Below are 22,183 nucleotides of genomic sequence, written 5' to 3' on the forward strand. Positions count from 1 at the left end.
AAAATAAAATAAATACTTCAAAAGGTGATTTACGGTGCATAAATTCAGCATAAATACCTAAAATAGTTAACCAATTGACTTAAGCTTTAGTAAAAAGTTCACAAAAAATGTAAATAATTTTGTCATTTCCCTATATTAAGCATTTATCGGCGCTGCTAGTTACTCTTGATAAATACGACACTAGGTATACAAACTACTTAAGAGCGCCAGCCTTGCTCTAGTAAAGGCGCAATCTTTTGGTCTATCGCATCTCGAGCTCTAAAAATTCTGGAACGAACGGTTCCAACAGGACAATCCATGACTTCTGAGATTTCTTCGTAGCTTAACCCTTCCATCTCACGAAGCGTGATGGCGGTTTTTAAATCTTCAGGTAATTCATCAATGGTCCCAAAAATCAGATCTCGAATCTCGTCTCGAAACATTAATCGCTCTGGACTGCCTGTATCACGAAGAGCGTCACCGCCATCATATTGCTCCGCATCGATAGCATCGATATCTGAACCGGGCGGCCTCCGCCCTCGAGATACTAGGTGATTTTTAGCGGTATTAATGGCAATACGATAAAGCCAGGTATAAAAAGCACTGTCACCTCGAAAGCTAGGTAATGCTCGGTAGGCTTTAATAAAAGCCTCTTGCGAAACATCCAAGACTTCGTCTGAATCCTTAACGAAACGTGAAATTAAGTTGATAATTTTATGCTGGTACTTACGCACCAATAGATCGAACGCAGCCTTTTCACCCGCTTGAACACGAGCCACCAATTCTGAATCTTGATTAGGTTCCGGGCGTTTGGCCTTAACCTGATTATTATCAATATCTGTTCTTTTAATAATTGTTCTCTTGCCGCTTAGCATAATGCACCGCTGATTGATTTATTGTATAGGCTTACCGCGATAAATGAAAATCTGCTTGTTTCAATGGGATTGCTTGATGCCTTATGATAGAGTCCCCAATAATTAGCGATAGACCGTGATTTAGTCACATATAACTAATGACTGAAATAACTTATCAAAAGTTCCGCAGAAAATTTTTCTTTACACTAATTTACTAAGAAAAGGTTAAGTTTTGCACTCTAACAAATCGCAAATACAAACAGACGTATTAGTTATAGGCTCTGGCGCGGCGGGTTTATCGGCAGCACTAAGATTATCTCATTTAGGCAAAGTCACTGTGCTAAGTAAAGCTGAAATTACAGAAGGCTCTACTTTCTATGCCCAAGGCGGCATTGCAGCAGTATTACACAAAAACGATAGCGTAGACTCGCATGTAGCTGACACTTTAATTGCTGGCGGTGGTTTGTGCGATGAAAAAGCCGTTCGTTTTACCGTAGAACACTCGACCGACGCGATTCATTGGCTAATTGATCGGGGAGTTGCTTTTAGTAAGCAGGATCAAGAGTACCACTTAACTCGCGAAGGCGGTCACAGTCAAAGGCGTATTATTCATTCTGATGATGCTACAGGCAAAGCCGTTTCAACCACATTAGTCGCAGCCGTTAAAAATGAAACTAGTATTGAAATTTTAGAACATTACATCGCCGTGGATTTAATTACCGAGCATAAGCTTGGTAATGATGACAGAGAAAATCGCTGTATCGGTGCATACGTTTTAAATTTAGCACAAGATCGAGTTGAAACCATCAGTGCACGCTTTGTGATTTTAGCTACAGGCGGTGCCAGTAAAGTGTACCTATATACTTCAAACCCTGATGTTGCCAGTGGTGATGGTATCGCTATGGCCTGGCGCGCCGGTTGCAGTGTCACTAATCTAGAATTCAATCAATTTCACCCAACTTGTCTGTATCACCCTGAAGCCCGCAGCTTCTTAATTACCGAAGCACTCCGTGGTGAAGGCGCACTTCTACGACGTCCTAATGGCGAGCGCTTTATGCCTGATTATGATGACCGTGCCGAATTAGCTTCTCGCGATATTGTCGCCCAAGCTATTGACCATGAGATCAAGAAACTAGGTATCGATTGTGTTTATTTAGACATTAGTCATAAAGATCCTGAATTTATAAAAAGCCACTTCCCGACTATTTATAAAAAATTGCTGAATTACGGCATCGATATAACGGTAGATGCGATTCCTGTGGTTCCAGCAGCGCATTACACCTGCGGTGGGGTAACCGTTGATCTCAATAGTCAAACAGATATCGCAGGGCTCTACGCGATTGGTGAGGTCGCTTACACTGGTTTGCACGGAGCCAACCGTATGGCCAGTAATTCTTTATTAGAATGCTTGGTATTTGCACAGTCGGCTGCTAATAATATTGAACAGCATTGGCAAGCCAATCAAGGACAAAGGATCCTTCCTTGCTGGGATGAAAGCCAGGTTACCAACTCTGATGAAGAGGTGATTTTAAATCATAACTGGCATGAACTGAGGCAATTAATGTGGAACTATGTTGGTATTGTCAGAAGCGACAAGCGACTTGAAAGAGCATTGCGTCGAATTGAATTACTGCAGCAAGAAATTCATGACTACTATGCCAATTTTAAAGTTTCAAATGACTTGATTGAGTTACGTAACTTAGTAGTGGTGGCAGAGTTAATTGTTCGCTGCGCGCTAGAGCGCAAAGAAAGCCGGGGGCTGCACTTCACTTTGGATTACCCTTTAGTGCTTGATAACGCTGTGGAAACAGTTTTGAAGCCCAACAGCCTAATTTAAAAGCTTATCAATTACCTTAAATTAGCGAATTGCTATTGAATTTGATCATTGTCAGTTGGTAGGTATCGTAGAGTTCGACAGAGATCGCGGTAGTTTTTATCACCGAGCGTATGTTTCGACAAAAGTAGCTGATGATTGACTAGTTTCATCGATTCATTAAATCGAAAGCTTAGTAACACCCAGCCCATTAACACTCGCGTGCCAGACAAAAGGTAAATGGCTATTTTCTGCTCTTCCACTAGCATATACCAGTTATCTCCATCCCAATAAATCCTCTGGAATTGACTTAGCTGTCGTCGGTGCAGCCATAGATGCAATAAACCTAACGAGAAGATCAAGACAATAATTAACAACTTCAGCAATATACTCAGTTCTAAATCAAGAAATAACAAAAAGGCTGATAAGATCAGTAACAGCAATAACCAAACACTAGCGATAAAATAGTAATCGCTAGTAGAAGTTTGAATAGGTAACGATAGTTTCAAGCAAATTCCTTTTGCTATTGAGCGTATTTATTTTAGCCTTTTGTTAACTTTTCTTTCAAGTAAGCTTGTATCTTATGCACTAAACTTGAAAATTCGGCAGTAGGGCTCTCATAACCCATAAGCCAAGCATATAAATCTGGATCGTCATTGGTTAGGAAATGCTTAAAATGATCCACTTCGGCGTCTTCCATCTTGGAAAAACTCACCTCTAGGTATGGCGCCAAAATTACATCAAGTTCGAGCATTCCTCGACGCGAAGCCCATAGCAATGCTTTTAATTCTTCCTTTCGATCCATATATTTTAGTAAAGTTAACTTTAAATGCGTTATTCTTACCCCATTATAACTTCATTGGTGTAAAAGCACTAAGTTTCAAAGGAAAAATTATTTCCGCTGAACTAGTGTAAATGTCACTCTAATAACTAAATACAGTATCTTTGCGATGAATAATTCCAATCAATACCAAATCTTATCCGATTACCGAGTGATCCGAATTAGCGGTGATGACAGCGAAAAATTTTTACAGGGTCAATTAACCTGCGACCTCAAGGATGCCAATGGCGAAAAAGTCGTTATAGGCGGCTATTGCAATGTGCAAGGTCGATTACATGCAACATTCTATTTGGCAAAAATTAATTCTGGCTACTTATTAGTTTGCCCTACGGTTGTTGCTGAGCACTTAACTGCAACCCTCGCAAAATATGCAGTCTTTTTCCAAACCTCGATTAACCTTGAAGAGTCACTTGCGCTTATAGCCTATACGAATAATCATCAACAAGAGGATTTAATGCAAATGAACCTGACGAAGGATATTGCATCTAAAGTCAAGGTGACCTTTGCCTTAGGTGAGTTGGCTGTTGCCATACTGGAAACCAACCACCTTAATGACTTGTTACAAACAAAATTAGCTGCTTATGAAACGACTTCGACTGATATTTTTGCTTTACAGCAAATCCGTAAGCAAATCCCTATGGTTCAAGTTTCGACTATTGAAACGTTACTACCGCATTATATCGGTTTACCACAAGTAGGCGGCGTTAATTTTGAAAAAGGTTGTTATACCGGACAAGAGGTAGTAGCGAGAATGCATTACCGCGGTTCTTTAAAAACTCACCCATCTATAGCTGAAATTGAAAGCCAAGCAAACCTCGAAGCTGGTACACCTATAGTAAATCATCTGGATAAAAAAGTTGGGGAGTTGATCAACAGCGCTGTTCAGAAAGGCTCAAAAAATAAGCTAGTCGCTTTGATAAGTCTTGCTGATAAAGCTTTACAAGATGAGCTGTCAGTTGCTGGACACCCTTTGCAGCTATTAAGTGCAGACTAAAGCCTGCACTTAATTTTAATCCTTAATTGTCAAGTTTAACTTGATAAGGCAACCTTTAAATTATAAGAAGGAACTTAAATTCTCATTCTTCCAACGCATAACGAGCCGCGTCTAATAACAACTCAGGCTTGATTCTCACGCGGAAATTTGGATTAACGTATTCAAACTGAATAACACCTTTTTGATCCAAAATAAATACCGCCGGAACCGGTAAAATGCTTCGCTCATCACCTTCTATCGATTGAGTTTTACCGCCAACCGATGCCACTCTATCTGAATAACTTTTAGGGATATAGAAACCTAAACCAAACTGACGAATAGCATCTAAAGCAAAATCTGATGCCAATTGATAATCCAAATCCTTGTCAGACATAGCCTTTTTTAATGCATCTGGTGTATCTGGGCTAATGGCAATCAATTGATAACCTAAGTCGCGAATTTGCTTTTCTACTTTCTGGATTTGGCTTAATTGAGCATTACAAAACGGGCACCAACCACCACGATAAAATAAGAGAATGGTAGGTTTTTCAGCCGCTTTTTCCAATAAGTTAAAAGGCGTTCCTTTCGCATCGAATAAAGTCACCGCAGGAATCGTCTCGCCAATCAAAATTGGTGAAACTTGCGCAGCATTTTCAACGATTTCAGTTCTATCTCTAGCCTTCAAATCTGACACTAATGCAAAAGAAAAAACCAAAGAAAGGAAATAAGTCATTGTTTTCATTAATTGTACCCTAGTTAAAGTATTGATTTACCGTCTTTAGATAAAGAAACAGCTTGATTATTACATTTTGGACTAGTTTTTATAAATGTAAAAGAAGGTTAAACCGAGCCGAATGAGTTTCATAACTGACCAGCGGTCAGTTACAATAACAATCAAATCTTGCAGCTGGTCATACCAGCTTGCTTTGGTATAAATGAGGTCTTTATGGTTGCTACTCGAGCTTATACAAAAGTTGATAAATTAGAGCGTAAACAAGAAATTTTGATGTCTGCTGAAGATTTGTTTATCAAGCAAGATGGTCAGTTTCCTACGGTTAGTGCTATTTGCACATACAATTCTATGGCTAAAGGCACTGTTTATCTATACTTTTCGAATAAAGACGAAATCATTTTGGCCTTGTTGGAGAAATACTTTAATCAATGGTTAGATCCAAAAAATGTTAATGATTTTGATCTAAACATAGAAAAAGTGGTGGATTCTTTGCTTGGTTTCATCACGCGAAATCCTTATAAATTTCGATTAATAAATACCAATAACTTTTTAGAGAATAATGCAGGATCAGAAAAAGTTATTAACTTCTATCAAACGGTTATGGAATCTGTCGAGAAGTTAAGCAAGTACATTTCTAGAAATCTTGATCAACCAATTGAAGTTTGCCAACAATGGTTACAAGATTGCTATTATTATTTGCAAGGACTATGGAAAATCGCTAACCCTAGTTATCAAAATAAGGTCGCTTTAAAAACAATTAATGAGGGAGTGAACTTTCAATCATTAGTTCCAGAATTTGAAACTGAAGCTAAACGCTTTATGACAAGACTTTGGCGACAAATGGCGCAATCATAAACTGCAGATTAAAAAAGCCCTAGTAACTAGGGCTTTTTTAATCTATTGAGAACTCTCAATCCATTTTAGAATTTTAGTTTCTAAGATATTTAAAGGAAGGGAGCCATCTTTCAAAATTTGGTAATGAAACTCTCGTACATCGAACTTATCGCCTAACGTATTTTCAGCAATATTCCTTAGCTCACGAATTTTTAACTGACCGATTTTATAAGCCAACGCCTGGCTTGGAATGGCCATAAATCGCTCAGCTTCAGACACTCGTCTTGCTTCAGCAACTGGTGAGTTTTTTTCCATATAATCCAACACTTGTTGTCTGGTCCACCCTTTTGCATGAAAACCTGTGTCCACTACTAAACGAATGGCACGCCACAACTCAGCAGCAAGAGCACCAAAGTATTGATAAGGGTCTGTGTAGACACCCATCTCTTTACCTAATGACTCTGAATATAATCCCCAGCCTTCTATATAAGCAGTTGTACCCCCAAAACGTCTAAATTTAGGTAAGTCTTCTAATTCCTGCTGCGTGGAAATTTGAAAATGATGTCCAGGCACTGCTTCATGCAAATACAGTGATTCAACTGCCCAGCTAGGCCGTGCGGATAAATCATAGGTATTCACATAAAATATTCCAGGGCGGGCACCATCAGGAGAAGCACTCTGATATGAAGCACCAGATGCTGATTGCTCTCTAAATGGCTCCACCGCGCGAATTTCAAACTCAGCTTTAGGAATCACTTTAAAAAAGTTAGGCGCTGCGGTATCAAGCTGTTCTCTTAAACTCTCATAGGCATTCAGCATGTCCTGTTTTGACTCAAAATGAAATTGCTTAGAGCTTTTGGTGAACTCAAAAAACTCCTGTAAAGTGCCAGTAAACTCGACTTCTTTCATCACCTGGTTCATCTCAGCATGAATTCGCTTTACCTCATCAAGACCAATTTGATGAATTTGTTCTGGCGATAAATTGGTACTGGTGGTTTGCTTCACCTTAAATGCATACCAAGCTTTACCATTAGGCAAATCTACCATGCCATGAGTATCACGTGCTGCAGGCAGGTATTCATTTGCTATAAACTGATGCATCTTGTTATAACTTGGAACTACAATTGCCTTAATGGCCTTAACATAAGCTGAAGATAAACGCTTTTTATCCTCATTCGAAAAACTGTCAGGCATATTTTTAACTGGTCCATAAAATAGGCTCTTCTCAACATCATCAACAATATGAGCTTTAAGTTGCGGCAATACTTTTTGCATCAGAACTTTTGGCCGAATGATGCCTTTTTTCATGCCTTGTTTCATATTAGCAATAGTGACATCGACTGCCTGAGGAACTTCAGACAAGCGACCTAACCAGTTTTCATAATCTTCAACAGTCTTAAAGGGTTGCGCTGACTGGCCAGAGCCAAGCATTGCGATAAAATTGAAGGGGTTACGGAATTGCTGTATTGGTTGTAGATGGTCCAAATACTGTTCAGAGGTTTTTTCAGCCAAACGTTCGTCTCTAAAAATTTGATAACTCAATAAGTCTTGTCCAGTCAATTTTGACGAATCAACTTGATTGATTTTGTTCAAATACTCTTGATTAAAAGCTCTTTGGGCAGCCAATCCTTCTGCGGAACCAAAATCTCCTAACTTATCATTGTATCGCTTGTCACCTCGGAAAGTTGCCATTATTGGGTTTAACTCCAGTGAACGCTCCCAATAATCACTATATATTTTTGCTGCTTTATCAGCTTCTGAAGTGGCTTTTGAAGCCGCTAAAGTGTGAGTTATTGAATCAGGTTCTAGAGTGTCTTTATTGGCATCTGCAACTGTGCTTTTTATAGCCTTTGCTTCCGCTTTTACAGCTTCGGCACTGCTTTCTAATAACTGCGTTTTAGTGGTTTGAGTATTCTCATCCCCAGATTTCGGGGCTTCTGAGCTACAAGCTGCTAATAGGGATAAAGAAATGACAATGCTTAAGCCATGACCAACTAATCGATTCACCTTCAAACTCCATATTATTTATATTCTATCCAATCATACCCAACAGTGCTCGAATGGCAATAAACTATTTCACGATAAGCTAAAAGAATTTTCTTAAGAAACAATTTGTTACATGCTAATTCGGTCTGGCTATAAACCTTTTAATACACCTCTACATCTAAAGAGTAACTCAACAACAAATGAATAGAGGGATCCCATGCGAAATTTAATCAGTTCAATAGCGTTAATCTCAACTCTTGGCTTTTCAAGTAACTTGTTTGCGTTACAAGATACCAAAGAATTAAACCTTGCAGCTAGTAGCCTAAAGTCTTTTTTTATCGATTCTGGTGCCGGTAGTTTAGAAGTAGTCGGTAAGCCTAATCTTAACCAGATCCAAGTTACTGCCGATATCTACGTAGAAGGACTTGATGAAGACGATGCGCAAGAATGGTTTGAAGACAATATGAAACTCACGTTACAAGAGTCGCGTGGTCGCGCCACGCTTAAAGCTACTTTTAAATCTAACTCAAGTTTTTTTGGTTGGAATAAAGAAAAGAAAATCGACTTAACGGTTTATATGCCAGAAAATTTGGAATTAGAAGTCGATGACGGCTCTGGCTGGGCAAAAATAAGTGATATTAAAGCCAATGTAATGGTTGATGATGGCTCAGGCTCATTAGATATTGCCAATATTCAAGGCAGTCTAAAGGTTGAAGATGGCTCTGGTAGCTTATCTATTGAAAATGTCGATGGCGATCTCTGGGTTGATGATGGATCAGGCAAACTGGTTATAGACCAAGTTACTGGCAAAGCTGATATTGATGACGGTTCTGGCAGCTTAAAAATCAGCAATATCGGCAAAAACGTATATATTGTCGATGGTTCAGGGTCCATCGAGGCTTGCAACATCGATAACAAGCTCACCATTGATGATGGATCTGGCAGCGTTAAAACCTGCTCAGACTTTAAAGGCGAATTAGTACTGAAATAATAGTAAGCCGCAAATAATGCTTCCCTAGCAAGTCAAAGCGGTCTTTATCCTTCAACAGTACAACCAACTGTGGCTGCTTTGATCTTCGCCCTAGCTTTGGCTAGGGCTTTTTTTTGCAAAATAACCTCATTTTGTTTGAATTCCATCTGATCCAACCAGATTAAGCCTATTATTTGTGCATAATAGCCATCCATTTAAATTAGGCAGCGTTTGAATCTGCCCTATGAGTGTTATTATGAAGCTTGAACAACCAGAAGCTAAGCAGCGCCCTGCTATGCTTAGTAAAGAAGATTTACTCGATTGCGGTCATGGCAAAATGTTTGGTGATGGCAATGCTAAATTGCCCCTTGGCAACATGTTAATGATGGATCGCATTACCAATATTCAAGACGATGGTGGAGAGTTTGGCAAAGGTCAAATCGTCGCTGAGCTTGATATTAACCCTCAGCAATGGTTCTTTGGTTGTCACTTCGAAGGTGATCCAGTTATGCCTGGCTGCTTAGGTGTTGATGCTTTATGGCAACTGTCAGGCTTCTTCCTTCCTTGGCTTGGTCACCCGGGTAAAGGGCGTGCTTTAGGCGCTGGCGAAATAAAATTTACGGGACAAGTACTTCCAACTTCAAAGCTAGTCACTTATATTATCGATATTAAAAGAGTGATTACTCGCAAGTTGAAAATGGTTATTGCCGACGGCCGTATGCTAGTCGATGGTAAGCAGATATACACCGCTAAAGATTTACGTGTTGGGTTATTCCAATCCACTGAAAATTTTTAAGCAAGCCATTTAAGTAGAATACTGGTAATCACAAATACCATAAAAACAAACAGCTAGGTTTTTTCATGAAAAGAGTTGTAATTACAGGCATGGGCATAGTGTCTTGCCTTGGTAATAATGTTCAGCAAATAACTGATTCATTAAAAGCAGGTCGTTCCGGCATTAAAAAAATAGATGCATACGAAGAGTATGGCTTACGTAGTCACTTAGCAGGCAGGCCAGATATCGATATCAGCGAACATATCGATCGTAAAAAACTACGCTTTATGGGTGATGCCGCAGCCTACTCTTACATTGCCATGCAGCAAGCCATTGATGACGCAGGTTTAACTGAAGACATGGTATCTAATCCACGTAGTGGGTTGATCATGGGCTCTGGTGGTGGTTCGCAAGGAACACAAGTAGAAGCCATTGATATTGCCAAAACGCGTGGTCCAAAACGTATTGGCCCTTATGCTGTTCCTAAAACTATGGGCTCCACAACTTCCGCTTGTCTTGCCACCCCTTTTAAAATACTTGGAATCAACTACAGCATTACCTCTGCTTGTGCCACTAGTGCCCATTGTATCGGTAATGCCTATGAGCAAATTCAGTTAGGCAAACAAGATATTATGTTTGCCGGTGGTGGTGAAGAAGAAGATTGGCGTTTAACGGTTTTATTTGATGCTATGGGCGCCCTTTCGAGCAAATACAATGATTCACCAGAGACTGCTTCTAGACCTTACGATTCGACACGTGATGGCTTTGTTATTTCTTCTGGCGGCGGCTGTTTAGTGTTAGAAGAGTATGAGCATGCCAAGGCTCGCGGCGCAAAAATTTATGCAGAGATCACTGGCTATGGCGCTACTTCAGATGGTTACGACATGGTAGCACCTTCTGGCGAAGGTGCTGCTCGCTGTATGCGGATGGCATTAGCAACAGCCAATCAAGATATCGATTATATTAATACTCACGGTACTAGCACCCCAGTTGGTGACACTGCCGAATTGGGAGCCATTCAAGAAGTATTTGCTGGTAAAGAAAAACTTCCTTATATAGGTTCGACTAAATCCCTAGCAGGTCATTCGCTTGGTGCAACCGGTGTGCATGAAGCTATTTACTCGCTAGTCATGATGCAAGATAGCTTTATTGCCGCTTCTGCCAACATCACTGAATTAGATGAAAAGGCCGAAGGTTTACCTATTGTGAGAGAGCGCGTAGATAATGCTAATATTCAAAGTTTCTTATCCAACAGTTTTGGTTTTGGCGGTACTAACTGCTCGTTAGTGTTTGAAAAACTATAATTCTAGTTCTAAAAATAAAAAAAGGCGCTTAAAGCGCCTTTTTTTATAGAAAGTGGAAATTAAGGTTTCCTAAATTTTAGAGTCCAGCGATCCGTTTTACCTGTCACTGTTTCGTGCCCTACTTCTTTAGTTAAATCGTCCGCTTCTTTGTAGTGGAGCATTGAGTAGTCAACTAATACAAAGCCAGCATCTTGAATTTCTTTAATCGCTAAAACTGGATCAATTCGGCGACGCATATCAGCACTAAAAGGCGTCATATGACGACGAGTGTGATCAATAACGCCATAGATACCGCCTGATTTAAGTGCTTTAAAAGCAGCTTTATTCATACTCATGCGGCCAGTTTTATCAAAGTTATGATAGTTACGGAATGTTAGCACCATATCCACAGGCTCAACATCAAACTCGAACTCTTCTACACTGCTTAAACGAAGCTCTTCATTACGACTCGCTTTAATTTCAGCGTCCAAAATCTCCATTTTTTCGAAGCCCGGTTTATCGGCTAAGCTTTTACCCATACGTCCAGCAAACATACCGGCATAATATTTACCCTTTTCGGCCAAAGTTGGCGCTAGTAATTTTGAATACCAACCGCCACCAGGGATCAGCTCAATGACCGACATATCATCACGGAAATCAAAAAATTCTAGCGTTTCAATAGGCTTACGATTCGTATCGCGCTTAATATCGGCTTCACCACGAACTTCAGCTTTCATCGCCTTAGTCATAGTCACTTTCCAAGAAGCCATTTTCTCTTTTGCTATAAGGTTAGAACTAGTCAATGCTAAACCAAGCCCTAAAGCCACAGCTGCTGTAATCATTTTTTTCATTGGGATCCCCATTCATTAAAAGTCGACATATTAAACATTAAAGATGAATAAGCTGTCAAAACGCTACAATTAGTATTAATTATTTTAACTGGTCTATTTTTAAAATTTTTTGATAGAAGTCTTCTTTTTCAAAAGCATTTTTGGCTTCAAGCTTATATTTATTGTGAAAGAACACCGATAAATGCACCTTATCATCGGTCAACTCAATGGTGTAACCGTCGTAACTAGCCACCGCAAACAAGCCTTTATAGAAAGTACGAGCCCCTTGCTTCTCCCCTCTTTCCAAAACCTTCTGATAGACGCTTAAAATAGTTTTAATGTCATGTTCTATGCTCAATAGTTACACCTCTGCTTTGATAATGATATGAAATTAACGGTAAATAGGGTGTGAAAGCTATCGGCCTGAATAGAAAAAAAGAAATAATAATCAAATTAACGATAGGCACAAAAAAACTCGCTTAAAGCGAGTTTTTTTTATTTAGAATGACAACTTACTCCACCTAAAGAATCCTCAAAATCTACTCCAGTTACTTTATTATCATTTTTCTTAACGACTTCAATAAAGCAACCTCCTTGAAGCAACTCAAGGTTGACTATGTACTTTTGATTTTCCAAAGGAATAAAAGATGCTTTAGGGCCACACGAATAACTCATGTAGCCATGATCCATATAGACCCATTTCATTATAGTAATTCTTTCATTAGCAGGCACTTTTAATAAACCTGACTTTTTATCTAATGGTACATCATAAAAAGTTGAGTCTTTACATATACTAACAGAACCTAAACCCATGTTTTCTACATAGGCAATTTTTTCACCGTCTTGGAACTTATACTTCTCCATACAACCGGTAAATAATAAACTGGCAAAAACAATGATAGTCAGCTTAATTTTCATGATTTACCTCTCTTATTTTTTTCTTTTTTTGGCGGATTGACTATGTGATTATACTTTTCAATCACTTCATCAGCATTTAGAGAGTTTTCATTTGGGTTTTCTAACAACAAAACGTATGCAAATGCAGTTGGTTTGCCTCCCACAGAGCCAAGCATAACTGTATCACTTGTTATATCCTTTGAAGCATTTATCAAACTAGTATACATTTGGAAAAAGCTCTTCCCTTGTTCTTTTGTATATTCTGCTGAGCGATAAAGCGCATAAATTTTAGCTGTTTCATGCTCAATAAAACCATTACCTGAAAAGTATACTTTTGTGAGTTTTCCTGGGCCTGGGGTTTCATCGAAGCCTCCAGACCAAGAAAATAAACCCGAGCTTTGATAAGGTGTTGCACATCCATTAAGCAATAAGAATATAAATATAATAATTATTTTTTTCATTTTCCCTCCTAAGTTAGTATTTATTCTGGTCTCATGTGAGGGAATAGTAACACGTCACGAATACTTGGCGAATCCGTCAACAACATTACCAAACGATCAATACCAATACCTTCGCCTGCAGTTGGTGGTAAGCCATATTCTAAAGCGCGTATATAGTCCGCATCAAAATGCATCGCTTCATCATCACCGGCATCCTTTGCTTCCACTTGCGCTTTGAAACGCTCAGCTTGATCTTCCGCGTCATTCAGCTCCGAGAAACCATTGGCTAACTCGCGACCGCCAGCAAAAAACTCAAAACGATCAGTAATGAACGGATTATCATCATTGCGTCTTGCTAAAGGCGATACTTCCGCTGGATATTCTGTAATAAAGGTCGGTTGAATTAATTTGTCTTCTGCTAGTTCTTCGAAGATTTCGATTTGAACTTTGCCTAAGCCCCAAGAGTCTTCAAGTTTTACATGGAATTTTTTAGCCACTTCACGCGCCGAATCTATATCATTTAATTGCTCAAGGCTGATTTCTGGCTGATGTTTTATAATGGCTTCTAAAACCGACATACGTTCGAAAGGTTTACCGAAATCGTATGTAGCCCCAGCAGATTCAAATACCGTTTTTCCTAACACTTGTTCAACAGTGTAACGCAGCATATCTTCGGTGAGGTTCATCAAATCTTGATAGTCTGCATAGCCCCAATAAAATTCCAACATAGTGAATTCAGGGTTATGACGAGTAGATAAGCCTTCATTACGGAAGTTACGGTTGATTTCATACACTTTCTCTAAACCGCCAACGACCAATCGCTTTAAATACAGCTCAGGAGCAACACGCAAGAATAAAGGCATATCCAGTGCATTATGATGGGTTTCAAATGGACGCGCAGTGGCGCCACCTGGAATCACGTGCATCATTGGAGTTTCTACTTCTAAAAAGTCACGTGCTTCTAAGAAATCACGAATCGCTTTAACCACTTTTGAGCGCGCCACAAAAGTTGCTCGCGAATCTTCATTCACGATCAAATCCACATAACGCTGACGGTAGCGAGTTTCTTGATCCGCAAGACCGCCCCATTTATCTGGTAATGGACGTAACGATTTTGTTAATAGTTGAATCGATGAGGCTTTGACTGAAAGCTCACCTTTATTGGTTTTAAAAACAGTTCCTTCGATACCGACAATGTCACCGATATCCCAAGTTTTAAAATCATCATAAACTTCATCGCCAACTTGATCTTTACGCACGTAAGACTGGATACGTCCTGACATATCTTGAATGGTGATAAAAGAAGCTTTACCCATATTACGGAATAACATGATACGGCCAGCAACCTTCACCTTCTTACCGATTTCTTCTAATTCTGGTTTTTCAATTTCACCAAATTCAGCAATAACATCAGCCGCAACCGTGTCACGTCTAAAATCATTCGGGAAGGCAATCCCCTGTTTTCGTTTTGCCGCTAACTTCTCTTTACGTAAAGTAATTTGCTCGTTAACGTCAACTACTGGGGTTTCTTGATTGCTCATGTTTTTTGTTTCACCTCTTTCATCATTATGATGATAGTTTTTAAATTATCTCTCTAAATTTGTACCAATATCTAAGCGTTATGAGCGCAGCAAAGGCAAGGCTTTCATGAATTATAACGCGGAGATTACCTATAAGGTAATTGAGCATTTAGAATTCATGTATAACGCAGCACTTGCAAGCGCAATAGCTTAGATTAAACGCCGGCTTTAAGGCTGGCCTCTATAAAGCTATCCAAGTCACCATCTAATACCGCTTGAGTATTACTCGACTCGTGACCTGTTCGTAAATCTTTAATTCTTGATTGATCTAATACATAAGATCGGATCTGACTACCCCAACCGATATCCGATTTACCATCTTCCATAGCTTGTTGTTCGGCTTGTTGCTTTTGGATTTCTAATTCGTACAACTTAGCTTTTAACATCTTCATCGCTTCAGCGCGATTTTTATGCTGCGAACGGTCATTCTGACATTGCACTACCGTATTGGTTGGAATGTGAGTAATGCGTATAGCTGAATCGGTTTTATTGACGTGCTGACCACCTGCGCCTGAAGCCCTAAAAGTATCAGTTCTTAAATCCGCAGGATTAATCTCAATATCAATATCATCATCCACTTCTGGATAAACAAAAACTGAAGCAAATGAAGTATGACGCTTACTGTTTGAATCAAAAGGCGATTTGCGCACTAAACGGTGAACACCTGTCTCAGTTCGCATCCAACCGTAAGCGTATTCACCGGAAACTTTAATGGTCGCATTTTTAAGACCAGCCACCTCGCCTGCTGACTCTTCAGTAATCTCAACTTTAAAACCACGACTCTCAGCCCAGCGTAAATACATACGGAAAATCATACTGGCCCAATCTTGGGCTTCGGTACCACCAGAGCCTGACTGAATATCAAGGTAACAATTGTTCTCGTCCATCTCACCAGAGAACATGCGACGAAACTCTAGCTTGGCTAATCTCTTTTCGAAGTCACCGGCTTCTTCTTCAATCATCTCTACCGAATCAGCATCGTTTTCTTCAACTGACATTTCCAATAAATCTTGATTATCCGCGATACCTTCTTCTAGCTTAAGAATGGTTTCGACAACCTCTTCTAATTTAGCGCGTTCTTGGCCTAATGCTTGAGCTCGCTCCTGATCATTCCATACATCAGGCTGCTCTAATTCGCGGGAAACTTCTTCTAAACGTTCTTGCTTAATATCGAAGTCAAAGGTACCCCCTCAGCGTTATCAAACGCTCAGCCATACCTTTTAAATGTTCTCTTATAGGATTTACTTCTAACATTGTTATGATTCTTCTATATTACCGCCGGCAGAGCCACTATAGTCAATGCCATAAAAGTCGTGTATTTTATCGGATATAGTGAAAGGTGCCTAGCCAAATTCTGCTTGGAAAGTCACTAAATTCAATAAAATAGCAAACTTTATGCCAAATCAAACTTACCCGCCGTCAATCCACCTTGAAAATGACTTAGATAAACTGCTACCGCTCATCCAGCAGTTTCCTTTCGCCACCCTGATTTCTAGTCATAATGATGAAATTGAAGTCACTCAAGCACCGCTAGTGATTGAACAATCGGCTGGCAAAATCTATCTGCATGGTCATCTGGCAGGCGATAACCCTCATGGCGACCTTTTAAATAACAGCAAAGTCACCGTTATTTTTCACGGCCCAAACTGTTATATCTCTCCTAACGATTATGCCAGCAAGCAACTGCCTACTTGGAATAGCGTATCGGTGCATATCAAAGGGAATTGCCAAACCACCAAAGAGCCCGACGAGCTTTATCGAATACTCAAAATAATGGCCGAGCAATTTGAACAAGATAGTCCATCCGCTCAACCTAATTATCAGATACAGCGCAGCGAAGAAAAAACCGCCCGCCTCATCCACCATATTACCGGCTTTAAAATTGAAGTCGCCGAAATAATTGGGCGCTATAAATTATCAAAAGATAAGTCCGAAGAGGATATGAAGTTAGCGGCCGAAAAATTAAAAGCCAATGCAAATCAAAGGGTAGATGAATTATTAAGCAAAGTCCTTCTACTACATGAAACATAAAGCTATCTTATTAAACAAAATAACCTCCCCTTTTCTTTTATTAAGCCCTTGATTTTGTTATGGTTTGTAAAACACTACGGGAACCAAATTGTCCGCTTTCAAGGGGTAATTAAGAGCAAAAGGGATCTGAGAAATAAATGTTTTATAAATCAATCAATTATGTGCGATGTCGCATATACACCTGTTATGTGTCAAAGGAGGACTAATGTCTGAGCCGAAAGATAGGGTGGTTGTTGCTAGTGATGTTAACCCTCGTGACGGCATTGGCGTTGAAATTTATCGAGATGACGAACTTGTAGTTGAGATATTTCGAGATGATACAAATAGAACTCGTACCGTTACTGTTTTCAAAGAATCTATCTCTTTAGAACTAATGGAAGAGTGTATTCAAACTTTTAAAAAAAAGAAATTCCGTGGGATTTCATAGATTATGACGAGTAAACACATAACAAGAAAAGGCAGGATGCACGCGCTACCGCGCGTCGCTGCTTTAAGCGTTATGCGTCAAGAGGTTTTTATGCGTAATTTAAGTATTGTTTTAATTTTTATTAGTTACCTCCCACTCGTTTCACTTGCTGATCAACAAAGTGTTGTTCCGTTGAAAGTTGGAAATGAATGGAACTATGTCGTTAATAACAGCGAAGACAACATTCGTAAATCTGAAATCCTCAAGAAAGAAACAATTGATGGTGTAGATTGGTATCTATCGCAAGAGTTTGGAGACTTGTTTTGGGTTTCAAACCAAGAAGCGGGGCAGTTTGAAGCGATAAATAGTTTTGGTGAGATGAAACTTCAAAGTGATCCTCTTGAACAAGAGCTTATACTCAAATTCCATGATGGTAAGAAGTTTTCATATAGCACCAGTGGTGGAGATATACAAGTTGAGCCATGTGAGGAAAAATTGGTAGTTCCCGCCGGCGAGTTTGAATGTGTAAAATACACGTTTGATCTTGGCGGAGGTGATTATTCAGTGAGTTACTATTCAGTTGGAGTTGGCCTAATTAAGAACGAGTTTAAAACCAATGAATCAGTTGAAGTTTCTGAGCTCAGCTCATTTAAGCTCTAGACGCATAACAATGCAATGAAGTACGCTCCAGTACCTGACGATGCTTCCGCCGGACATTTCACTGCGGGTAGCAATTTGTGCGTTATTTCATTCTCGCACAAATTACGTCCCTCCGTAAAATGCCGCTTATTGCGACGTTAGGGCGCAAAATGATCAAGAATCTAATTATATTTGGCCTTTTATTTCTTTCGGTTCAATCTTATGGAGCAGACTCGATGTTCATGAAATCTATTCCGGAGAACTTTAAGGCTCCAGATCCTGAAAGTGAATATGATATCCAGCTTCTAAAAAATATTGACGAGCTCGGTTGGTACAATTTGCATGTTTCTGAGGAGGGTGGGAGGCCAGCCTTTGCCTTCTCGTTGGGCCACTTTCATAAGAAAAATCATCCAGAAATAATAGTGATTGGCCTTCCTGCAGAAGTTGCTCATCAACTGCTAAATATTGCGGTGGTTAAGATTGTTGGGGCACAAGAAAAAATTGAGCCCTACAAAAAATATACGGACTTTACAGAAGGTCTGTCCGTTGCATTTGTGCCCGTTGGTCTCGAGCATTATGGTGAATACTTAGGCTATGCAAACTGGTACTATGGGGCATTGGAAAAACCGTTTCCTGCCATACAGATGGTATGGCCTGATCGCGAAGGCAAGTACCCGTGGGAGAGTGGCTATGACAAACGCTATCTTTCAATTCAGCAAATCTTGGGGCCAATGCCCTAACAAGGCGCCCCAATATTTCCCTAGGTTACCGCGGCGTTAACGACGTTTAGGAACCCAAGCCCAAATCATTTCTGCTTCAATCGGTTCTTTTCCCTCTTCATCGGTAACTGTCACAGCAACCGTGACCTCGCCTTTTTCGGTAGTTAGAATCGCATCAATTTGCTCTTGAGTAAGATGCGCTTTTGCGGTCAAAGCACCAACGGCTCTTTTAACGTAATTAATATTCATGCTTTTTATCACAGGAATTTTATCATCTGGCACATGCATACCAACTACCATGCCTGTGGCTGTTTCCGCCAATAGCGCCATCGCTGCAGCATGTACTGAACCTATATGGTTTTGTACTTTAGTGCGGTTCTCAATTTTAAAAATAGATTCTTCTGCGGTTAGTTTAATGGCGTCGACCTTAGCTGTGCCGACTAATTTGACCGTCTTTCTTAAAGCATAATTCAATGCTGGTCTTTGTAGAAACTTAGGTAACTTTTTAGTTTTGGCAATGGCGCGAACGAGTCGATTGGGCTTAGTCATCTATCTTTTACAGGTAATGTGAATTGAATTTAGATTACCCTTTCAGAGCATTCCTGTAAAGTGGTCATACCATTGAGGTTCGGGTATGACTGTCTATTGAATAATAGCGATTTAACTATAACCTATTTGTAACATTTAGGGTTTGTGCTAGTTTGATCATTCATTGTTACTAATAAAAAATACCATGAGCAATTTACTAAAATCTTTATTCATTAGCCTCGCTTCTGTTTTTGCATTTGTGGTTTCTATTCTGGCTATCCAGCAGCTTTTCTTGGGATTTAATTTAACTTGGTTAGGCACTTTAGTTGCGGCGGCGCCCTTTGCCCTATTGTTATCTTGGTTATTCTTGATTGGAACTGCGAGAACCAGCGCTAATTTAATGATGATGTTAGAGGTTTCAATTATCGGACTTATTGTTAGTGTGGTTGGTTTTATCTTGCACGATTTAAACGATTATTGGGCGCTCGTATTATCGATTACCGCGACATTAAGTGCTTTGGCTTACATCTTTTGGTACTCAAAATTTAACCAGCGAGATTGTTCAAAATTAGCTGTGGGTAAACAGTTACCCAATGTGGAACTGGCCGATATTAATGGCCAACCAATTAACACCGACAGTTTTAAAGGCAAGAAAACGCTAATGATCTTTTATCGAGGTAATTGGTGCCCTTTATGTATGGTGCAAATTAAAGAATTGGCGAGCAGTTATCAAAAGCTTGCTGAGTCGGGCGTCAGAATTGCTCTCGTTAGTCCTCAATCACCGAAGCACACACAATCTTTAGCAAAAAAATTTGAAGTCCCTTTCGAATACTATATTGATAGAAATAATCAGGCTGCCAAAAAGTTAGGGATATTTGCTAAGAATGGTTTGCCCTTTGGGCTACAGATTTTCGGTTATGAAAGCGACACTGTGATGCCAACGGTTGTGATCACCGATAGTAACAATCAAATTCATTTCGCTGATCTGACTGATAACTATCGAGTCCGGCCTGAACCTGAAACATTTACTGAGGTTTTAGCCCAAATAAGTTAATTATATTTACTGTAAAAATCTGTTTCAAAGCGCTTTTTTAGCGCTTTTTTTATGCTAGTCTAACTGCTTATTCATTATTAACTGATTGATTACTATGAAAATAAAATTAACCTTAACCGCGTTAGCTGTGTCATTGGCTTTAGTCGGATGTAATGACTCAAACGAGCAAGAAAGAAGCATTCCTGAGCAAACAGCTACTCAAACATCTACCCAAGAATCAGCCAAGCAAGAAGCCGCTCAAAAAGCTGCTGCAAAACCAAGCATGACCGCCGAGCAAGCCTCAGCAAAACTGAACCAATTATTTGAAGAGAATTTCCAAGCGGGACTAAAACTAAATCCTATCCAAGCCACGGCAATTGGGATTCCCGGTTACAACGATAAATTACCCAATTTTCTATCGCCTGAGTTTCAAGAACAATCTCGTCAGTTTGGCGATGAATGGTTAGCTAAAATTAAACAGATCGATCGTAATCTACTTTCGGGGCAAGACCGTTTAAGTTATGACATTTATCTTTATAACGCCGAGTTAGGCAAACAAGGTGAAGAATTTCCTGGTGAGTTAATTCCAATCAATCAATCTTCTAATATTGCCAACTTCTTTGCCCAATTAGGTTCAGGACAATCTTTCCAACCTTTTAAAACCGTTGAAGACTATGACAATTGGCTTAAACGTATTGATGGTGGCGTTGCCATCATGCAACAAGCTAAAACTAACATGCAACTTGGTATCGAAAAAGGGGTGACTCAACCTCAAGCATTGATGGAAAAGGTATTACCACAATTTAAAGCGCATATTGTGGATGATGTGACTAAAAGTGTTTTCTATCAGCCGATCACAAATTTTCCAGAAGACTTTTCTGAGGAAGATAAGAAGCGTCTAACGGAAGCTTACCGTTTAGCTATTAGCGAAAAATTGGTTCCAACTTATAAAGAGTTGCATCGTTTTGTTGAACAAGATTATTTACCTAAAGCTCGAACAAGCTTTGGTTTAAGCGAACATCCTAATGGTGAGGCTTGGTATAATTATCAGTTAAAAACCTTTACCACAACGGATCTAACCGCGGAACAAATTCATCAATTTGGCTTAAATGAAGTAGCGCGCATTCGTAGCGAGATGGAAGGCGTGATGAAAGAAGTCGAGTTTGAAGGTACTTTGGCTGACTGGTTTAAATATGTGCAGACTAATCCAGAGTTCTATTATGACAATGAAGAAGACTTGCTGCAGGGTTATCGCGATCTGCAAGACAAGGTTAATAAACTCTTGCCGTCGATGTTTGATATCCAGCCGAAAGCAGACTATGAAGTCAGAGCGGTTGAAGCTTTCCGCGCAGAATCTGCTGCTGGCGCTTCTTATATGTCAGGAACACCTGACGGTTCACGCCCAGGCATTTTCTACGTCAATACTTTTAATCTAAAAGGTCAGCCTAAGTTTGGTATGGAAACTTTATCCATCCACGAAGCTGCGCCAGGTCACCATTTCCAAATCTCGCTTCAGCAAGAAGTGGAAGGTTTACCGATGTTCCGCCGTTTTGGTGGTTTGAGTGTGTTCTCCGAAGGCTGGGCACTCTATGCAGAATCTATTGGTAAAGAGATGGGTATGTTTACCGATCCTATGCAGTATTACGGTCGCTTAAGTGATGAAATGTTACGCGCCATGCGCCTAGTGGTGGATACCGGTTTACACGCCAAAGGATGGTCACGTCAAAAAGCTATCGACTATATGATGGAAAATTCATCCATGGCCGATACTGACGTAGTGTCTGAAGTTGAGCGTTATATCGCTTGGCCGGGACAAGCGGTGTCCTATAAAGTTGGACAGCGTGAAATATCCAATATGCGGGCAGATGCTGAGAAACGCTTGGGCGATAAGTTTGATATTCGCGAATTCCATCGCCAGGTATTAATCGATGGTTCACTTCCAATGCCCGTACTTAAGACTAAAATTAACGAATGGGTTGAATCTAAGCTTTAATTTAGATTACCGTCATCTCCGCGAAAGCGGAGATCTTGTTTAGATT

The 22,183-nt window shown here is 39.8% G+C and carries 24 protein-coding genes; 12 read left to right on the plus strand and 12 right to left on the minus strand.

Features of this window, described 5'->3' with window-relative positions:
• Positions 1-197: 197 nt before the first annotated feature.
• Positions 198-854: an RNA polymerase sigma factor RpoE gene (gene rpoE / locus GJS41_RS04250; RefSeq protein WP_154246081.1), complete on the minus strand. Its 657-nt coding sequence runs from the start codon at positions 852-854 to the stop codon at positions 198-200.
• A gap of 211 nt (positions 855-1,065) precedes the next feature.
• Between rpoE and nadB the strand changes: the two genes are divergently transcribed.
• Complete coding sequence (nadB, locus tag GJS41_RS04255) at positions 1,066-2,670, plus strand: L-aspartate oxidase (protein ID WP_154246082.1); 1,605 nt, start codon at positions 1,066-1,068, stop codon at positions 2,668-2,670.
• 32 nt (positions 2,671-2,702) lie between these two features.
• On the opposite strand, the gene GJS41_RS04260 is transcribed toward nadB, so the two are convergent.
• Entirely contained in the window at positions 2,703-3,155 is a 453-nt protein-coding gene (locus tag GJS41_RS04260) for a protein YgfX (RefSeq protein ID WP_154246083.1), read from the minus strand.
• 32 nt (positions 3,156-3,187) lie between these two features.
• Positions 3,188-3,451, minus strand: a complete 264-nt coding sequence (locus GJS41_RS04265) for a succinate dehydrogenase assembly factor 2 (RefSeq protein WP_154246084.1) — start codon at positions 3,449-3,451, stop codon at positions 3,188-3,190.
• Between the two features lie 145 nt (positions 3,452-3,596).
• On the opposite strand from GJS41_RS04265, the gene GJS41_RS04270 reads away from it, so the two are divergent.
• Positions 3,597-4,481, plus strand: a complete 885-nt coding sequence (locus tag GJS41_RS04270) for a folate-binding protein YgfZ (RefSeq protein ID WP_154246085.1) — start codon at positions 3,597-3,599, stop codon at positions 4,479-4,481.
• Positions 4,482-4,563: 82 nt separating this feature from the next.
• Here the strand turns inward: GJS41_RS04270 and GJS41_RS04275 are convergent, their stop codons facing one another.
• The gene (locus GJS41_RS04275; RefSeq protein WP_154246086.1) at positions 4,564-5,202 is read right to left on the minus strand and encodes a peroxiredoxin-like family protein; all 639 of its coding nucleotides are present in this window, start codon (positions 5,200-5,202) and stop codon (positions 4,564-4,566) included.
• A 204-nt stretch (positions 5,203-5,406) separates the two neighbouring features.
• Between GJS41_RS04275 and GJS41_RS04280 the strand changes: the two genes are divergently transcribed.
• Positions 5,407-6,048: a TetR/AcrR family transcriptional regulator gene (locus GJS41_RS04280; RefSeq protein WP_154246087.1), complete on the plus strand. Its 642-nt coding sequence runs from the start codon at positions 5,407-5,409 to the stop codon at positions 6,046-6,048.
• A gap of 42 nt (positions 6,049-6,090) precedes the next feature.
• Here the strand turns inward: GJS41_RS04280 and GJS41_RS04285 are convergent, their stop codons facing one another.
• Positions 6,091-8,034 (minus strand): DUF885 family protein, encoded by a 1,944-nt coding sequence (locus tag GJS41_RS04285; RefSeq protein WP_370515619.1) that lies wholly within the window; start codon positions 8,032-8,034, stop codon positions 6,091-6,093.
• 196 nt (positions 8,035-8,230) lie between these two features.
• Here GJS41_RS04285 and GJS41_RS04290 point away from each other — a divergent pair, with 196 nt between their 5' ends.
• From GJS41_RS04290 to fabB, 3 genes are all read left to right on the plus strand, one after another.
• Positions 8,231-9,004, plus strand: a complete 774-nt coding sequence (locus GJS41_RS04290) for a DUF4097 family beta strand repeat protein (RefSeq protein ID WP_154246088.1) — start codon at positions 8,231-8,233, stop codon at positions 9,002-9,004.
• 235 nt (positions 9,005-9,239) lie between these two features.
• Positions 9,240-9,779 (plus strand): bifunctional 3-hydroxydecanoyl-ACP dehydratase/trans-2-decenoyl-ACP isomerase, encoded by a 540-nt coding sequence (gene fabA, locus GJS41_RS04295; RefSeq protein WP_227551244.1) that lies wholly within the window; start codon positions 9,240-9,242, stop codon positions 9,777-9,779.
• A 65-nt stretch (positions 9,780-9,844) separates the two neighbouring features.
• Positions 9,845-11,062: a beta-ketoacyl-ACP synthase I gene (gene fabB / locus GJS41_RS04300; RefSeq protein WP_154246089.1), complete on the plus strand. Its 1,218-nt coding sequence runs from the start codon at positions 9,845-9,847 to the stop codon at positions 11,060-11,062.
• Positions 11,063-11,121: 59 nt separating this feature from the next.
• Here the strand turns inward: fabB and GJS41_RS04305 are convergent, their stop codons facing one another.
• The 6 genes from GJS41_RS04305 to prfB all read right to left on the minus strand — a co-directional run bounded on the left by GJS41_RS04305 (position 11,122) and on the right by prfB (position 16,042).
• Positions 11,122-11,892 carry a class I SAM-dependent methyltransferase gene (locus GJS41_RS04305; protein WP_154246090.1) on the minus strand — a complete coding sequence of 257 codons (771 nt, stop codon included), beginning with the start codon at positions 11,890-11,892 and terminating at the stop codon, positions 11,122-11,124.
• Between the two features lie 79 nt (positions 11,893-11,971).
• The gene (locus tag GJS41_RS04310; protein ID WP_154246091.1) at positions 11,972-12,229 is read right to left on the minus strand and encodes a DUF3081 family protein; all 258 of its coding nucleotides are present in this window, start codon (positions 12,227-12,229) and stop codon (positions 11,972-11,974) included.
• 137 nt (positions 12,230-12,366) lie between these two features.
• The gene (locus GJS41_RS04315) at positions 12,367-12,789 is read right to left on the minus strand and encodes a hypothetical protein (RefSeq protein ID WP_154246092.1); all 423 of its coding nucleotides are present in this window, start codon (positions 12,787-12,789) and stop codon (positions 12,367-12,369) included.
• The gene (locus GJS41_RS04320) at positions 12,786-13,229 is read right to left on the minus strand and encodes a hypothetical protein (RefSeq protein ID WP_154246093.1); all 444 of its coding nucleotides are present in this window, start codon (positions 13,227-13,229) and stop codon (positions 12,786-12,788) included. Before GJS41_RS04320 ends, GJS41_RS04315 begins: the two co-directional genes overlap by 4 nt.
• A 20-nt stretch (positions 13,230-13,249) precedes the next feature.
• Positions 13,250-14,749, minus strand: coding sequence for a lysine--tRNA ligase (gene lysS / locus GJS41_RS04325; protein ID WP_154246094.1), 1,500 nt, complete (start codon positions 14,747-14,749; stop codon positions 13,250-13,252).
• Between the two features lie 194 nt (positions 14,750-14,943).
• Positions 14,944-16,042 (minus strand): peptide chain release factor 2 gene (gene prfB / locus GJS41_RS04330; protein ID WP_154246095.1). Its coding sequence is split into 2 segments (ribosomal slippage): positions 14,944-15,966 and positions 15,968-16,042, totalling 1,098 coding nucleotides; the frame shifts between segments, so codons are not numbered across the junction.
• Between the two features lie 141 nt (positions 16,043-16,183).
• Here prfB and GJS41_RS04335 point away from each other — a divergent pair.
• The 4 genes from GJS41_RS04335 (at position 16,184) to GJS41_RS04350 (ending at position 18,604) form a co-directional block, all read left to right on the plus strand.
• A complete protein-coding gene (locus tag GJS41_RS04335; protein WP_154246096.1) occupies positions 16,184-16,819 on the plus strand; it encodes an FMN-binding negative transcriptional regulator in 636 nt (211 codons plus the stop codon).
• A gap of 205 nt (positions 16,820-17,024) precedes the next feature.
• A complete protein-coding gene (locus GJS41_RS04340) occupies positions 17,025-17,246 on the plus strand; it encodes a hypothetical protein (protein WP_227551245.1) in 222 nt (73 codons plus the stop codon).
• A 3-nt stretch (positions 17,247-17,249) separates the two neighbouring features.
• Complete coding sequence (locus GJS41_RS04345; protein ID WP_195758338.1) at positions 17,250-17,885, plus strand: hypothetical protein; 636 nt, start codon at positions 17,250-17,252, stop codon at positions 17,883-17,885.
• A gap of 77 nt (positions 17,886-17,962) precedes the next feature.
• Positions 17,963-18,604 carry a DUF4262 domain-containing protein gene (locus tag GJS41_RS04350; protein ID WP_370515620.1) on the plus strand — a complete coding sequence of 214 codons (642 nt, stop codon included), beginning with the start codon at positions 17,963-17,965 and terminating at the stop codon, positions 18,602-18,604.
• Positions 18,605-18,640: 36 nt separating this feature from the next.
• Here the strand turns inward: GJS41_RS04350 and GJS41_RS04355 are convergent, their stop codons facing one another.
• Positions 18,641-19,132 (minus strand): DUF4442 domain-containing protein, encoded by a 492-nt coding sequence (locus tag GJS41_RS04355; RefSeq protein WP_154246098.1) that lies wholly within the window; start codon positions 19,130-19,132, stop codon positions 18,641-18,643.
• A 184-nt stretch (positions 19,133-19,316) separates the two neighbouring features.
• Here GJS41_RS04355 and GJS41_RS04360 point away from each other — a divergent pair, with 184 nt between their 5' ends.
• Both GJS41_RS04360 and GJS41_RS04365 read left to right on the plus strand, forming a co-directional pair.
• Positions 19,317-20,165: a redoxin domain-containing protein gene (locus GJS41_RS04360; RefSeq protein ID WP_154246099.1), complete on the plus strand. Its 849-nt coding sequence runs from the start codon at positions 19,317-19,319 to the stop codon at positions 20,163-20,165.
• 94 nt (positions 20,166-20,259) lie between these two features.
• Positions 20,260-22,137 carry a DUF885 family protein gene (locus GJS41_RS04365; protein ID WP_154246100.1) on the plus strand — a complete coding sequence of 626 codons (1,878 nt, stop codon included), beginning with the start codon at positions 20,260-20,262 and terminating at the stop codon, positions 22,135-22,137.
• Positions 22,138-22,183: the final 46 nt, after the last annotated feature.

The organism is Kangiella sp. HZ709 (assembly GCF_009674675.1).
In the GTDB taxonomy this organism is placed as follows: Bacteria; Pseudomonadota; Gammaproteobacteria; order Enterobacterales; family Kangiellaceae; genus Kangiella.